Consider the following 16,412-nt stretch of genomic DNA (forward strand, 5'->3'; position numbering starts at 1 on the left):
ACTCAATTCACTTGATTGAAGTGTTTGAGAACTCAATTTTGTATTAACAAAGCCTTTCTTAAAAAGAGAGGTTTGTTTCTACTATCAGCTTTCCAAATTGTTAAAGAGCAATGATTTTTGACCTTTCAGCCTAAAATCGGGCTTAAAAAAGCCAAAGATAAATCATATTTATCTTTGGCGTCTCCATCCCCTGAGACTGTATGAGTCACTTCCATCTCTTCATCCCCGAAGAGTGTTGAAGGAAGTGGTGGAGCTATGCGGGATCGAACCGCAGACCTCCTGCGTGCAAGGCAGGCGCTCTCCCAGCTGAGCTATAGCCCCATACAGTTGAACTCTATCGTAGAGATGTTGGTGGGTCTGAGTGGACTTGAACCACCGACCTCTCGCTTATCAGGCGAACGCTCTAACCACCTGAGCTACAGACCCCCGTCTTTATCTCACGATAGTTGTTCTTACTTTCTATCAGACAATCTGTGTGAACACTCAAAGCAATTTCATCGCTTAGGTAAGGAGGTGATCCAGCCCCAGGTTCCCCTAGGGCTACCTTGTTACGACTTCACCCCAGTCATGAACCACACCGTGGTAAACGCCCTCCCGAAGGTTAAGCTATCTACTTCTGGTGCAGCCCACTCCCATGGTGTGACGGGCGGTGTGTACAAGGCCCGGGAACGTATTCACCGTGGCATTCTGATCCACGATTACTAGCGATTCCGACTTCACGGAGTCGAGTTGCAGACTCCGATCCGGACTACGACCGGCTTTCTGGGATTAGCTCCACCTCGCGGCTTGGCAACCCTCTGTACCGACCATTGTAGCACGTGTGTAGCCCTACTCGTAAGGGCCATGATGACTTGACGTCGTCCCCACCTTCCTCCGGTTTATCACCGGCAGTCTCCCTAAAGTTCCCGGCATGACCCGCTGGCAAGTAAGGATAAGGGTTGCGCTCGTTGCGGGACTTAACCCAACATTTCACAACACGAGCTGACGACAGCCATGCAGCACCTGTCTCAGAGTTCCCGAAGGCACTAAGCTATCTCTAGCGAATTCTCTGGATGTCAAGAGTAGGTAAGGTTCTTCGCGTTGCATCGAATTAAACCACATGCTCCACCGCTTGTGCGGGCCCCCGTCAATTCATTTGAGTTTTAACCTTGCGGCCGTACTCCCCAGGCGGTCTACTTAATGCGTTAGCTTGAGAGCCCAGTGCTCAAGGCACCAAACTCCGAGTAGACATCGTTTACGGCGTGGACTACCAGGGTATCTAATCCTGTTTGCTCCCCACGCTTTCGTGCATGAGCGTCAGTCTTTGTCCAGGGGGCCGCCTTCGCCACTGGTATTCCTCCAGATCTCTACGCATTTCACCGCTACACCTGGAATTCTACCCCCCTCTACAAGACTCTAGTTCGCCAGTTCGAAATGCGGTTCCCAGGTTGAGCCCGGGGCTTTCACATCTCGCTTAACAAACCGCCTGCGCACGCTTTACGCCCAGTAATTCCGATTAACGCTCGGACCCTCCGTATTACCGCGGCTGCTGGCACGGAGTTAGCCGGTCCTTCTTCTGCGAGTAACGTCACAGCTACTGGATATTAGCCAGTAACCTTTCCTCCTCGCTGAAAGTGCTTTACAACCCGAAGGCCTTCTTCACACACGCGGCATGGCTGCATCAGGGTTTCCCCCATTGTGCAATATTCCCCACTGCTGCCTCCCGTAGGAGTCTGGGCCGTGTCTCAGTCCCAGTGTGGCTGATCATCCTCTCAGAACAGCTAGGGATCGTCGCCTAGGTGAGCCTTTACCTCACCTACTAGCTAATCCCACCTGGGCTAATCAAGATGCGCAAGGCCCGAAAGTCCCCTGCTTTGACCCGTAGGTATTATGCGGTATTAGCAGTCGTTTCCAACTGTTATCCCCCTCATCTCGGCATATTCCCAGGCATTACTCACCCGTCCGCCGCTCGTCAGCAAAGTAGCAAGCTACTTCCTGTTACCGCTCGACTTGCATGTGTTAGGCCTGCCGCCAGCGTTCAATCTGAGCCATGATCAAACTCTTCAATTAAAAGTTTTGGTTGAACCCGAAGGTTCTGCTCAATGAATTCTGTCTTTGCATCATTACCAATAAAGGCAATGACTGCATTTGCATGCTGCGCGAACTTCATCATTGATTAAAATCGTTTGTCGATGTCAATCACTGTGAATGTCCACACAGATTGTCTGATAAATTGTTAAAGAACGAACCGGTAACACCGGCCGGGATAGTTATTTTCAATCCCGAGGGCTGTGCATTCTACACATCCCGTTTTTGGCGTCAAGCTCTTTTTTTAAAGTTTTTCAACCGAAGCTGAAAACAACAAAAAGCTTTCAAACCAAGGATATTCATCCGATGGGATGCTTACCCTGCCGACCTGCTCACCAAGCTGTTTAGCTCGTTGCGCCGTGTCGATGGAGGCGCATTATAGGGAACCGTTTTTTTTGCGCAAGCCTTTTTTTGAAAAAAATCAGCTTTTTCGCAAAAAAATGCATTAACCACAAGCTAACCACGATTTACCCCCAGAGTTATCAACAAAAGCCTAAGTTATCACCACAATATCAGTAATTCTTCAGCAGATAAGACTGGCGATAACAACTTAAAGCTGGAGGAAAACTGGCTTGAATTAGTCAGATAATAAAAAAGCGACCTTAGTGGTCGCTTTTTACAGTTTCTATGAATTAGGACAGCTTACCGCAGCACTGCTTGTACTTCTTACCACTGCCACAAGGACAAGGGTCATTACGGCCAACTTTATCGCCATCACGCACAACAGGGGTATTAGGCTGTGCTGGAGGCATTACTGGGTCACCGGTCAGTGATTCCGCTTCTGCATGATGAAAATCCCGTTGCAGCTGCGCTTCTTCTTGACGACGACGCTCTTCCATCTCTTCAACATCAGACTGAGCCTGCACCTGAACTTTAGATAGAATGCTAATCACATCATGCTTCAAACTTTCCAGCATCTGCTGGAACAGCTCAAAAGATTCGCGCTTATATTCCTGCTTAGGGTTCTTTTGTGCGTATCCACGTAAATGGATACCCTGGCGCAGATGATCCATTGCCGCTAAATGCTCTTTCCACAGACCATCGAGCGTCTGCAACATTACCGCCTTTTCAAACTGACGCAGTACTGATGCCCCAACCATCTCTTCCTTGGCTTTGTATGCATCACTCCATGCAGTAATAATGCGCTCACGGAGAGTATCTTCGTAAAGGTCTTCTTCTTCATCCAGCCACTTCTGTACTGGTAACTGCAGCGCAAACTCCTGGTTCAGGCGTAGCTCAAGACCCGGAACATCCCATAGCTCTTCAATTGATTGAGGCGGAATAGACTCGTCAATCAGACTGGTCAACACATCAGCCTGAATATTCTGAATGGTATCTTCAATGCTTTCAGCATCCATCAACTCATTACGCTGAGCATAAACGACCTGACGCTGGTCATTCGCCACATCATCGAACTCCAGCAATTGCTTACGGATATCGAAGTTACGCGCCTCAACTTTACGCTGCGCATTTTCAATGGCTCGGGATACCCATGGGTGCTCAATGGCTTCCCCTTCTTCCATACCCAGTTTTTTCATCATGTTAGAAACACGCTCTGAAGCGAAAATACGCATCAGGCTGTCTTCCATAGACAGATAGAAACGAGATGAACCCGCATCTCCCTGACGGCCGGAACGACCACGGAGCTGATTATCGATACGACGAGACTCATGCCGCTCGGTACCGAGAATATGCAGACCACCGGCGGCGACAACCGCATCATGACGCTCCTGCCAATCCGCTTTCAGCTTAGCAACTTGCTCTTCTGAAGGGTTGTTCAGCGCTTCAAGTTCCTCTTTCCAGCTGCCACCCAATACAATGTCGGTACCCCGACCGGCCATATTTGTTGCCACAGTAACCGCACCGGCGCGACCGGCCTGAGCAACAATATCAGCTTCTTTTTCGTGGAACTTCGCGTTCAATACTTGGTGCGAAATTTTTTCTTGTTTCAACAGGCGGGACAGTAATTCTGATTGCTCGATGGAAACCGTACCCACCAAAACTGGCTGGCCACGTTCTTGACAATCTTTAACATCCGCGATGATGGCACGGTACTTCTCTGCCGCGGTCAGATACACCAGATCCGACATATCCTTACGGATCATCGGACGGTTGGTTGGCACCACAACAGTATCTAAACCATAAATAGTTTGAAATTCGAAAGCTTCGGTATCAGCAGTACCAGTCATCCCAGCCAGCTTTTCATACTGACGGAAATAGTTCTGGAAAGTGATGGATGCTAGGGTCTGGTTTTCATTCTGAATTTTAACCCCTTCCTTCGCTTCAACCGCTTGGTGCAGGCCTTCAGACCAACGACGCCCAGCCATAGTCCGGCCGGTGTGCTCATCCACAATCACCACTTCACCGTTTTGCACCACATAGTCGACATCTTTTTCGAACAGAGTGTGAGCGCGCAGCGCCGCATTAACATGGTGTAGCAAAGAGATATTAGCCGCAGAGTAGAGTGAATCACCATCAGCCAACATACCGCGTTCAATCAGCAGCAGTTCTACTTTTTCTTGACCACGTTCAGTCAGATAAACCTGCTTGGCTTTTTCATCAATGGTGTAATCGCCATCCCCGACATAATCATCACTGTCTTCCTTATCCTGACGGATCAGATTAGGAATAACGGAATTCATTTTGATGTACAGTTCAGAGCTATCTTCTGCTGCACCGGAAATGATCAGCGGCGTACGGGCTTCATCAATCAAAATGGAGTCAACTTCGTCGATAAGGGCATAATGCAGCGGACGCTGAACCCGTTCGGACGGCGAAAAAGCCATATTGTCCCGCAGATAGTCGAAACCAAACTCATTGTTGGTGCCATAGGTAATATCCGCGTTGTAAGCATCTTTTTTCTGCTGAGGATTTAAACCCGCAACGTTGATACCCACAGACATGCCCAGAAACTCAAACAGTGGACGGTTAGTTTCAGCATCGCGGCGAGCCAGATAATCGTTCACAGTGATCACGTGAACCCCTTTGCCGGTCAACGCATTGAGGTAAGCGGGCAAAGTTGCAGTTAACGTTTTACCTTCACCAGTACGCATTTCTGCGATCCGGTTACTATCCAATACCATGCCACCTAGCATCTGCACATCGAAATGACGCATTTCAAATACACGGCGAGAGGCTTCCCGGACAGTAGCAAATGCTTCGGGGATCAAATCCTGTAGCTTTTCCCCTTTTTCCAAACGGTCGTGGAATTCTTGGGTTTTTGCTTTTAGCTCTTCATCGGTGAGTTTTTCGAAATCCGTTTCTAAAGAATTAATTTTGTTGACGACTTTGCCAAGGGCTTTAAGGGTGCGGTCATTGCGACTGCCAAAAACTTTTGTCAGTAATTTACCTAACATCTCAATCACTTATTATTTGAAGGCTCAATCCATGAAAAATGGTACAGCCACTATATTAATTAATCGCCTTGCGGTAGACATACTGACTTGGATCTATCGGTTGTCCGCCCCGCAACACCTCATAATGCACATGGGGGCCCGTCGACCGTCCCGTGCTTCCCATACTGGCAATCTTCTCGCCCTTCGTCACCACGTCACCGACAGCAACAGCAACACTCTTGTTATGACCATAACGGGTACGTAATCCATTCCCGTGGTCAATCTCAACCAGGTTTCCGTAGCCAAAACGGCTACCAGCCCAAGTCACAACACCGCCTGCTGTTGCTACAACCTCCGACCCTTCTGCACCGGCAAAATCCATTCCTTTGTGCATAGCCCGACGCCCATTAAAAGGATCGTTACGCAAACCAAAGTGGGATGACAGCCAGCCTTTCTTAATCGGACGTCCTGAAATATAACGTTCTTTATCTATATTGAGATTGGTTGCCACAGTTTCAAGTATTGGCAACTGAACATTACTTTTATCCATACGCTGAACCATATCATCCATATCTTGGATAAGCTGTGTCAGCTCGATGCTCTGCCCAAGATCACTAAGTCCTCCCACACCGGTCTCGGTTGAGAAATCAAATTGATCATTGAGTTTATAAGTCTGAGCAACCTGTTGTCCCAGCGCTTCGAGACGTGTCATATCTGCCTGCATCCGCGCAACATGGGCGGCCAAGGTTGCCAGTTGGGATTCTGTAGCTTGTTTGAGATCTTTAACCTGCTGCTGTTGTTTTTCTCGGGAGAGACGCTCATGGTCGACCCGCTTTTCTTGTGCAGCAAATTGATCGTAGGAATATTGGAAGATACCGGCTCCAGCTGCGATCAGCAGGATCGGTAAAAGCAACCATGCTTTACCTGGTTGCCAACGGGTGACGCCATTTCGACCCTGGATTAAAACTGTTACACTCATAGCCTGATTTCAGCCGTTTAATTATCGAATGAAAAAGCACCCCAAGGATCTCAATCAGCTCGTGTATCAGTCCTGTGGACTACCTGATATCGCTGAAAAAGCGGAGCTGCTGCGACAATTGAATCAACAGGTGAAGCAAATTGTGGCAGGCCACGTTGCAGAACAACTTAAAGTTGCCAATCTCCGAGATGGTACTTTAGTGATTGAAACGACAACCTCTGCTTGGGCCGCCAGAATAAATTTTCAAAAATCGGCGTTACTCGCACAACTGCGACAACGCACTCTACCAATGCTCACTGCTATTGACGTTAAAGTCAACCCAGCACTGGCCAGAACCCAGCCTACCTCGAAAGTAGTTCATCGGCAACTAAGCGAAACCGCAGCTTCGCATATTCAAGCGCTCGCAGAACATACTGAAGGCCGTCTGGGGCAGAAACTAAAACGGCTGGCTGCATTAGCCAGCCGTTCTCGGCAATCTTAAATCCGTTAAGCCAGCGCCAGAGAGCCGGGAACCGCAAAACTTACCGGCACTTCTGTTTCATGCTCAAAGCTAACCAGCTCCCAAGCATCCGCCTGCGCCAATACCGCTCGAACCAAACGGTTATTCAGTGCATGACCGGTTTTATAAGCACAAAATTCACCAACAATGGCATGACCAGAAACATACAGGTCGCCAAATGCATCAAGAATTTTATGTTTCACAAATTCGTCATCAAAGCGCAGCCCATCAGGGTTCAGCACTTTGAACTCATCCAGAACAACAGCATTTTCCATGCTGCCACCCAATGCCAGATTGTTAGCTCGCAGATATTCAATATCACGCATAAAGCCAAAGGTTCTAGCCCGGCTGATATCGCGAACAAAGGCTGCAGTAGAAAAATCCATAATCACATGTTGCTGACTACGGGCAATTTCTGGGTGATCAAAATCAATGGCAAAGTTCACTCTAAAACCATCAAAAGGTCTTAACTCAGCCCATTTATCACCATCTTCAACACGAACAGTCTGCTTGATACGCAGATACTTTTTCGCGGCGCGCTGATCTTCAATACCCGCAGATTGCAGCAGAAAAACGAATGGACTAGCACTGCCATCCATAATCGGAATTTCCGGTGCGTCCACTTCAATAATCGCGTTATCGATACCTAAACCGGCTAAGGCTGAAAACAGATGCTCAATGGTTGAGATCCGTACGCCATCATCATTAACCAGTGCTGTACACATTGTTGTTTCACGGACTTGGTCTGCCAACGCAGGAATAACCACCGCGGGCTCCAAGTCTGTACGAACCAATTTAATGCCGGCGTTGATAGGTGCAGGCTTGATGGTCAAGGTCACCTTATTGCCTGAATGCAGGCCAACACCGGTAGTTTTTACCATTTTTTGAACAGTTCTTTGAAAAATCATTCAGTTACCCGCTAAAAATTCAACAATCACCTGACATTTCTGGTCAGAAAAACAACGTACAACAGCTAAGCTGGTCGGATATGCTAGCATAAATTCGCCAATTGACAAAAAAATCACACCAGCACAACCGAGCAGCTTTATTTATGCTAACAGCGATCATTCGGTTACAAACCGAGCAAGGCTAAACACCCTGTTTAATCAGCCTGTTTACGCAAAAATGCCGGAATATCCAGATAATCCAGATCATTCTTTTGGCTCACAGCTGGCTGAGGTTGTGACTGTGGCGCAGTATTACCGATAACTTGTGGCTGAACCGCTGCGGTATCTTCCACATAGCTCTTCTGCTCAACATGCACTTCTGGCTCAGTCCGCGCAGCAGGCTTAGATACCAGCTGAATATCAGGCTTTTTCTCTGCACCGATACCGGTAGCCACCACAGTAACGCGCAGCTCATCGCTCATTTCCGGATCAATCACAGCACCGACAACCACATTGGCATTATCAGAAGCGTATGCTTTAACGTGGTTACCCACTGTTTCAAACTCTTCAATGCTCATGTCCATACCGGCGGTAATATTCACCAGTACGCCACGAGCACCAGCCAAGTCAATATCTTCCAGTAATGGGCTGGCAACCGCAGCTTCAGCAGCTTCTTCAGCACGGTCTTCACCAGATGCAAAACCTGTCCCCATCATGGCATTACCCATTTCGGACATAACTGTTTTCACATCAGCAAAGTCGACGTTGATAAGACCTGGGCGAGTGATCAGCTCAGCAATACCCTGCACAGCACCTAACAGCACGTTATTGGCAGCAGCAAATGCATCCAACAGTGAGGTACCACGGCCCAATACTTTCAGCAGCTTTTCGTTAGGAATGGTAATCAACGAATCCACATGCTTAGCCAGCTCACTGATCCCCTGCTCGGCGTAAGACATACGGCGTTTGCCTTCAAAAGGAAATGGCTTAGTGACCACAGCTACGGTCAAAATGCCTTCTTCCTTAGCTATCTCAGCCACCACAGGTGCTGCACCGGTACCAGTACCGCCCCCCATACCGGCGGCGATGAAAATCATATCTGAACCTTTAATCGCTGCGCGGATGTTTTCTTTATCTTCCTCTGCTGCTGCGCGACCCACTTCAGGATTCGCACCAGCGCCAAGACCTTTAGTGACATCTCGACCCAGCTGGATAGTTGAACCGGCTGAAGATTTACGCAGCGCCTGGGCATCTGTATTTGTTGCGATGAACTCAACACCTTCAATGTTGTGTTTCACCATGTGTTCTACGGCATTACCGCCGCCGCCACCGACGCCAATGACCTTAATCACCGCCTCATCGGAATGGGTGTCCATGATCTCAAACATGGTCTTTTCTCCGTTTTGTCCGCGTTATTCTAAAATTCGCCCTTAAACCAGCTCTGAACCCGATTCCAAATACTGGTCATTCCCTGCCGCTCCGGCCGCTCAAACTGACGCTCCAACACTCGCCGGGCACCATAATGCAACAGACCAACCCCGGTTGCGTATATGGGTTGATCAACATACTCATATAATCCTTTCACCGGCAGAGGTGATGCCACCCGCACCGGCATACCAAAGGTGGCCTCGGCAATATCGACCGCGCCCTCAATGGATGCAGTTCCTCCGGTTAACACAATCCCTGCGGCTATTTGATCTTCCAGGCCGCTTTTACGCAATTCTTTCAGTACCAACTCAAATAGCTCCTGATAACGGGGCTCAACCACTTCGGCCAAGGTATGGCGCGACATGGTCCGAGATGGTCGCCCGCCGACAGATGGCACTTCAATGCTGTCTTCTCGGCTCACTAAATCACTACGAGCACTGGCATACTGCACTTTAATTTGTTCAGCATGGGACAGTGGCGTGCGGAAAATCTTTGCAATATCACTAGTTACCTGATTACCAGCAACAGGTACCACAGCACAATGACGCAGCGCCCCATTGGTATACACAGCAATATCCGTGGTGCCACCACCGATATCCACGATGCAGACACCTAAATCTTTTTCATCATTGGTCAACACGGAATCTGCTGAAGCAATCCCAGAAAAAACCAAATCATCTACTTTAAGTCCGCAACGCTCAACGCTTTTTGTAATATTTTTCGCCATATCATTGGCGCAAGTAACAATATGCACCTTGGCTTCCATCCGCATCCCAGACATCCCGATAGGACTGCGGATCCCTTCCTGCACATCAATGGCATACTCTTGTGGTAAAACGTGCAAAATACGTCTTTCAGTTGGGATCTTCACCGAACGAGCAGTGTGGATCACATTGTCCACATCTTCTTGTGTCACTTCTTCATCATTGATGGAGACCATGCCGTTTTCATTCTGACAGGCAATATGTTTACCTGAAATACTCAGATAAACCGAAGACACTTGGCAGTCTGCCATTAATTCGGCTTGATCCAGTGCCCGCTGGACACTGCGCACAATCGAGTCCAGATCATTGACGCCGCCTTTATCCATCCCGCGGGACTGATGACTGCCCAGACCGACGACACTGATCTCGCCATCTGGCAATACTTCACCAATAATTACGGCGACCTTGGAAGTCCCAATGTCCAACCCGACGATAAGGTTTCTATCCTGGTTCTTGGTCATCTTTATCGGCTCTCTGATTTGGCGTTGTCCCAGCCAACGGCCATTCCTGTGTCATAACGTAAATCTACCCTTGCCACTTTTTTATCTTGTTTGGCCAGCACAGGGTAAACATTTATAAACCTTTGTATCCTTGCCATTTTATCCTCCCTGCCCAGCTCAAGCAAAATGCCGTTATCCAGCACTGCCCGCCAGGCATGACGGGGATTTAACGTCAAACTTTTCAAGCCAAAGCCATGCAACTTTAGCAAGGCTCTGATTTGTCTGTAGCCCTGTAGTACATCTTCTGCACTGGCTTCAGGTCCGGCCAAATACGGCAGATAATCCAACGCTGTTTCTGCCGGAGCAGTAAACACCTGACCATGGGTATTTAACCATTCCCCTTGGTTCCAATGTGCCACGGGTTGCTGTTCTTGCAATACCACCTTGAGCTTATCCGGCCAGTCACGCCGCACTGATGCTCGGTATACCCAGGGCAGCTGCTCCAGCGCAGTCTGCACCTGATTCACATTGGTGGTAAACAGGCTGCGCTGCATCAAACCATGCAGCGCCTGTTGGATCTCAGTGTCAGTGGTAAATTGTCGCGTACCACTCACCGCAACAGTGGCTACGGGTACAGCATTGGCATCACTCAGTACCCGATGTAATTTCCAGGCACCCATACCAAAGCCGCCGATAACCAGCAGCAAAAAAAACAAACCGCAGCACAGATACCAATTCACCTTGGTCATTCTCTGCCTGCACTGCTGCGCTTTCTCCTTCCAGCCCACCTGACACCGCCCTAAATCCGGCATTTCAGCAAAAGCCGGCAATTATATATTGCTGCAACACATGGTCAAAAAAATCATTTAAACCATTCGGTTAACGGTTAAAAATCACGCTTTATCCGTTTGATGCTCCCGGGCAAAACCCAGCTGAGTTGCGGCTAACTCCCGGGACAAGGCGCCAATATTGCCAGCGCCTTGGGTCAGCAGCAAATCACCATCCTGCAGCACATCTGGCAGAATATCGGCCAATTGCTCAGGCGAGGCGACAAACACAGGATCTACCTGACCACGCACCCGAATAGATCGACTTAATGCCCGACCATCAGCGCCCGCAATTGGGGTTTCACCAGCGCTATAAACATCAAGCAGCAATAGCGCATCCACCTGGGACAATACATCGACAAAATCTTCATACAGATCGCGAGTACGGGTGTATCTGTGAGGCTGATAGGCCATCACTAACCGGCGATCTGGCCAACCGGCACGGGCCGCCCGAATGGTAGCCGCCACTTCACTCGGGTGGTGACCATAATCATCCACCAGCATGACCTGACCTTTCGGCGTATCAAATTCACCCAAGTGCTGGAAACGACGCCCAATACCTTCAAATTCAGCCAAGGCCTTGATGATTACCTCATCTTCAATATCGTCTTCCGAGGCCACGGCAATGGCCGCCAACGCATTTTGCACATTGTGGCGACCGGGTAGATTCAACACTAAGTCCAGATCCTCCCGATCCCGACGGCGTAAAGTAAAGCTGCATTGATGGCCGTGCTGTTGGAAGTTCAACGCCTGCACATCAGCATCTTCACTAAAGCCATAGGTCACAATATGCCGGCCAACCCGAGGCATAATATCCCGCACCACTTCATCGTCGATGCATAATACTGACACACCATAAAACGGCAGATTGTGCAGGAAATCGACAAATGTCGTTTTCAACTGTTCAAAATCACCGCCATAGGTATCCATATGATCCGCTTCAATATTGGTCACAACACTGACCATTGGTTGCAGATGCAAGAAACTGGCATCACTTTCATCCGCTTCAGCAATCAGATACCGGCTAGTGCCTAATCTGGCATTGGTACCGGCACTATTGAGCAAACCACCGATAACAAAGGTCGGGTCTCGACCAGCCTGACCATACAAGCTGGCAATCAAGCTAGTAGTGGTTGTTTTACCATGGGTTCCGGCAACTGCGACGCCATGACGATAACGCATCAGCTCTGCCAGCATCTCCGCTCGGCGCACAACAGGAATACGCAACTCGCGGGCAGCAAGCACTTCAGGATTCTGCGGATTGATAGCAGTGGAAACCACCACAACATCAGTCCCTTTCACACTGGCCTCGGTATGACCGATAGTAATTACTGCCCCTAACGCCTCTAATCGATCCGTCACACCATTGCGGGCGATGTCTGAACCACTGACTTTATACCCTTCATTTACCAGTACTTCCGCAATACCGCCCATACCGGCACCGCCGATACCAACGAAATGAATATGGTGTACCCGGCGCATTTCCGGGATCATCTTGCGAAACTGTTTGTATTTTTCTGTCTTTGTCATTGCAAACCTTTCTCAGCCAGAGCGCGGCAGATATCAGCCACCTTAGTGGTTGAATCCAAAATGGCTACGCCTCTTGCATCTTGTCCCATTCGGACTAATTCTGTTCTATCACCCGCCAGCTTCAGCAATTGCTCAGCCAAGCTCTGGGCAGTTAATGCTTGTTGTGGCATCAGTACAGCCGCATTGGCGTGCACTAAGATGCTGGCATTCAGCGTCTGATGATCATCTACAGCATGGGGATAAGGCACCAAAATACTTGGCAACCCCACGGCAGCTAATTCAGACACAGTCAATGCACCACTGCGGCAAATCACCACATCGGCCCACTGGTATGCCGCTTCCATATCATCAATAAATTCAGCGACCTTCACACTATTTTGCTGACCCAACTGGGCATAATGCGCTTCCACGGCGGCGGCATTTTCCCGCCCGACCTGATGCCACAGGGTCAATGGCTGCTGCTTGCTCACCAACGCGCAAACTTCAGGCATTAAATCATTGAATACCTTGGCGCCTAAGCTGCCCCCGACAATCAATACTTTCAGCGCTGCGTCATCATGGCTAATACGAGGGCGGCTACCTAACTGAATAAGCTCCTCTCGTACCGGATTCCCCACCACAGTGACATTCTGACGTAACCCTTTAAAAGTATCATTATCAAAAGCACACAGTACCCGAGCGGCGATGCGGGACAATAACTTGTTGGTCATGCCGGGGATGGCATTTTGCTCATGCAATACCAAAGGTATCCCCGCCAATCTGGCTGCAACCCCACCCGGGCCACTGGCAAAACCGCCCATCCCCATCACCACATCTGGCTTAAATTCCCGGATAACCGACAACGCCTGACATACTGAGCGGAGGATCTTAATCGGAGCGGCCAATTTTCGCAGCAAACCATTACCACGCACACCTTTGATATCAATGAAATTAATATCAAAACCATGCTGAGGAACCAGCCGAGCTTCCATGCGGTCAGCCGTGCCTAACCAGCGAACCTGCCACCCTTGTTTAGCCAGCGCCTTTGCTACAGCCAATGCCGGGAAAACATGCCCCCCGGTTCCACCGGCCATCACCAAAATACGCTTACTCTGTTGTCCATCCTTCATTACTGTCCCCGCCCCTGAACTGCCTGTACTTGGTCCAGACGCCGCTCATAATCAATGCGAATTAAAATCATGGCTGCTGCTGTCATCACCCATAAACTGCTGCCGCCATAACTAATAAACGGTAGCGTCAATCCCTTGGTGGGCAGCATACCAATGCTGGCACCAATGTTGACCACAGTCTGAAAGCAGACCCATATTCCCAGCCCATAGGCCAGATATCCCTCAAAGGCCCGTTCTGCTGCTAGACACATGCTGCCCAGACGGATCGCCCGCAGCGCAACAAACATCAGTACCGCCAACACGCCAATAATGCCGACAAAGCCCAACTCTTCGCCGACCACAGCAAAAATAAAGTCGGTGTGAGCTTCTGGCAAATATTCCAATTTTTGAATACTGTTGCCCAACCCTTGGCCAAACCACCCACCACGGCCATAGGCCATCAAGGACTGGGTCAACTGGTAGCCGGTACCAAATGGGTCCTTCCAAGGATCCATAAAGGAGGTTACCCGGGCCATACGGTAAGGCTCGGTCACCACCAGCAGCACAAACAGCGCCAACCCTGCGATGATCAGGATAATAAAGTCCTTCAGTCTGGCGCCGGCTAACCACAACAAACCAACGGTGATCACAAACAGCACCACCACAGTACCCAAGTCAGGCTGCAACAGGATCAAAAAGGCATAAACAGCTAGCACCCCAATGGGTTTATAAAACCCAATGGCCAACTCTCTCACTTCTTGATGCCGCCGCACCAAGTAACCTGCGAGGTAAATAGAGAAAGCAAATTTTGCCAGTTCAGCCACCTGGATACGGATAGGGCCAAATGATAACCAGCGGGTTGCCCCATTGACGGTATGGCCAACAAACAGCACCAAAACCAATGCCAGGAACACCCCAATCAGCAGCTTGTTACTGTACTCATCCCAAGCTTTCATCGGGATTCTCAGTACAACAGCAGCGATGACCACACACCCCGCCAGATAAAACAGGTGACGCACAACAAAATAAAAAGGATCACCTTTTAATGTCTGGGCTTCAGCCAAAGAGGCGGACATCACCATAACGAAGCCAAATGCAATCAGCGCAATAACAGCCACCAGCAGGGAACGGTCATATAACTGAGTTCCCGACGGTCTAGCGCCATCAAACCAACTCAGCTTAGGCAAGTGGAGATGTCGCCATCTCCGCTCACCTTTAGGCTCAGCCCTGGCCATTGAGTAGCTCCACCTGGGCACGGAAATCATCACCTCTGGCCATAAAGTTGGGGTACATATCTAGGCTGGCACAAGCAGGTGACAACAAGACAATATCCCCGGCCTCGGCAACTTCTGCAGCCTTAGCGACGGCCTCTGCCATATCTTTTACTGGCATAGCACCGTCTTTTAGCGCAGCGATTTTATCGCCGTCACGCCCCAAGGTGATCAGGGTGGAGACTTTTTCCAGTAATGGCTTGAGCGCACTAAAATCAGCCCCTTTGCCATCGCCACCAGCAATCAAAATTACCTTACCTGGATAATCTTCTAAGCCAGACAGTGCTGCGGCAGTCGCGCCCACGTTGGTAGCCTTAGAATCATTCACCCAAGTCACACTGTTGCGACGGGCAACCCGCTCACAACGGTGCCGTAGCCCGGAAAAACTCGATGCCACCTTAACCATGGCGTCTTTACTGATCCCGGCAGCATCAGCCAGCGCCATCGCCGCCAGCACGTTGGCAATATTATGCCGACCAATCAACGCCACATCGCCAATGGACATCAGCTCACTATCACCATGAACTAACATGCCATCACGTAAGCCCCAGTCATCACCATCGGGTTCATTCAAACCAAAACTGATCAGGTTACCCGGCTCAAATGGCTTAGACAGCTCATCATCCCGGTTATAAATGCTCAAATGGGTCTGCTGATACAGCGTCATCTTGGCTTCACGATAACCATTCAGATCGGTATATCTGTCCATATGATCTTCACTGATATTGAGACAGGTGGCGGCAATACAGTTCAAGCTACGGGTGGTTTCCAACTGAAAACTGGATAGCTCAAGTACATACAGCTCTTTACCTTGCCCCAGCAAATCCAGCGCAGGAGTGCCAATATTGCCTCCGACACCGATGGCTTTACCATCAGCTTCAGCCATCATGCCCACCAAGGTGGTCACAGTGCTTTTACCATTAGAGCCGGTGATCCCGAGTACATTAGGTGCAGCGTCTTTTAGCTCCCGGGCAAACAGCTCAATATCGCCGATCACTTCAATTTCCATATCCAGTGCGACCCGCACTTCCGGGGTGCTTAAGGCAATCCCAGGACTGATAATGATCTGCTGTGCCTGCACCAGATAGCGGCAATCAAAACCGCCGGTATGCAACATGACATCAGGAAACTCTTCGGCCAACTGCGCAGAACCCGGTGGGTTACTGCGGCTGTCCATCACCATAGGGACAATGCCCCGGGCACAGAGGTAACGTACTACTGACAGCCCGGTCGCACCCAGTCCAAGGACAATGTGCGAATAGGTTTTTGGCTGCACCGCAACGTCTGTACAACTCAT

The 16,412-nt window shown here is 49.5% G+C and carries 11 protein-coding genes, 2 tRNA genes and 1 rRNA gene; 1 reads left to right on the forward strand and 13 read right to left on the reverse strand.

Going from position 1 to position 16,412, the window contains the following annotated elements:
• Positions 1-245: 245 nt before the first annotated feature.
• The 5 genes from NFHSH190041_RS18310 to NFHSH190041_RS18330 form a co-directional block, all read right to left on the reverse strand.
• Positions 246-321: transfer RNA gene (locus NFHSH190041_RS18310), tRNA-Ala, on the reverse strand.
• 28 nt (positions 322-349) lie between these two features.
• Positions 350-426, reverse strand: a tRNA-Ile gene (locus NFHSH190041_RS18315).
• 80 nt (positions 427-506) lie between these two features.
• Positions 507-2,049: ribosomal RNA gene (locus tag NFHSH190041_RS18320) — 16S ribosomal RNA — on the reverse strand.
• A gap of 650 nt (positions 2,050-2,699) precedes the next feature.
• A complete protein-coding gene (gene secA, locus NFHSH190041_RS18325; protein ID WP_261923138.1) occupies positions 2,700-5,423 on the reverse strand; it encodes a preprotein translocase subunit SecA in 2,724 nt (907 codons plus the stop codon).
• A 55-nt stretch (positions 5,424-5,478) separates the two neighbouring features.
• Positions 5,479-6,381 (reverse strand): M23 family metallopeptidase, encoded by a 903-nt coding sequence (locus NFHSH190041_RS18330; protein ID WP_261923139.1) that lies wholly within the window; start codon positions 6,379-6,381, stop codon positions 5,479-5,481.
• Between the two features lie 28 nt (positions 6,382-6,409).
• Between NFHSH190041_RS18330 and NFHSH190041_RS18335 the strand changes: the two genes are divergently transcribed.
• Complete coding sequence (locus tag NFHSH190041_RS18335; RefSeq protein WP_261923140.1) at positions 6,410-6,862, forward strand: DUF721 domain-containing protein; 453 nt, start codon at positions 6,410-6,412, stop codon at positions 6,860-6,862.
• A 5-nt stretch (positions 6,863-6,867) separates the two neighbouring features.
• On the opposite strand, the gene lpxC is transcribed toward NFHSH190041_RS18335, so the two are convergent.
• The 8 genes from lpxC to murD form a co-directional block, all read right to left on the reverse strand.
• Positions 6,868-7,788, reverse strand: a complete 921-nt coding sequence (gene lpxC / locus NFHSH190041_RS18340; RefSeq protein WP_261923141.1) for a UDP-3-O-acyl-N-acetylglucosamine deacetylase — start codon at positions 7,786-7,788, stop codon at positions 6,868-6,870.
• Between the two features lie 194 nt (positions 7,789-7,982).
• Positions 7,983-9,155 carry a cell division protein FtsZ gene (ftsZ, locus tag NFHSH190041_RS18345; RefSeq protein ID WP_261923142.1) on the reverse strand — a complete coding sequence of 391 codons (1,173 nt, stop codon included), beginning with the start codon at positions 9,153-9,155 and terminating at the stop codon, positions 7,983-7,985.
• Between the two features lie 29 nt (positions 9,156-9,184).
• On the reverse strand, positions 9,185-10,420 hold the full coding sequence (ftsA, locus tag NFHSH190041_RS18350) for a cell division protein FtsA (RefSeq protein WP_261923143.1): 1,236 nt from the start codon (positions 10,418-10,420) through the stop codon (positions 9,185-9,187).
• 2 nt (positions 10,421-10,422) lie between these two features.
• Positions 10,423-11,148 (reverse strand): cell division protein FtsQ/DivIB, encoded by a 726-nt coding sequence (locus NFHSH190041_RS18355; protein ID WP_261925176.1) that lies wholly within the window; start codon positions 11,146-11,148, stop codon positions 10,423-10,425.
• Positions 11,149-11,292: 144 nt separating this feature from the next.
• Entirely contained in the window at positions 11,293-12,756 is a 1,464-nt protein-coding gene (gene murC / locus NFHSH190041_RS18360; protein WP_261923144.1) for a UDP-N-acetylmuramate--L-alanine ligase, read from the reverse strand.
• Positions 12,753-13,865: an undecaprenyldiphospho-muramoylpentapeptide beta-N-acetylglucosaminyltransferase gene (gene murG, locus NFHSH190041_RS18365; RefSeq protein ID WP_261923145.1), complete on the reverse strand. Its 1,113-nt coding sequence runs from the start codon at positions 13,863-13,865 to the stop codon at positions 12,753-12,755. Before murG ends, murC begins: the two co-directional genes overlap by 4 nt.
• Positions 13,865-15,079: a cell division protein FtsW gene (ftsW, locus tag NFHSH190041_RS18370; protein WP_261923146.1), complete on the reverse strand. Its 1,215-nt coding sequence runs from the start codon at positions 15,077-15,079 to the stop codon at positions 13,865-13,867. The genes murG and ftsW overlap by 1 nt, the downstream gene beginning before the upstream one ends.
• A complete protein-coding gene (gene murD / locus NFHSH190041_RS18375) occupies positions 15,066-16,412 on the reverse strand; it encodes a UDP-N-acetylmuramoyl-L-alanine--D-glutamate ligase (protein ID WP_261923147.1) in 1,347 nt (448 codons plus the stop codon). Before murD ends, ftsW begins: the two co-directional genes overlap by 14 nt.

Source organism: Shewanella sp. NFH-SH190041 (assembly GCF_024363255.1).
Classification (GTDB): Bacteria; Pseudomonadota; Gammaproteobacteria; order Enterobacterales; family Shewanellaceae; genus Shewanella.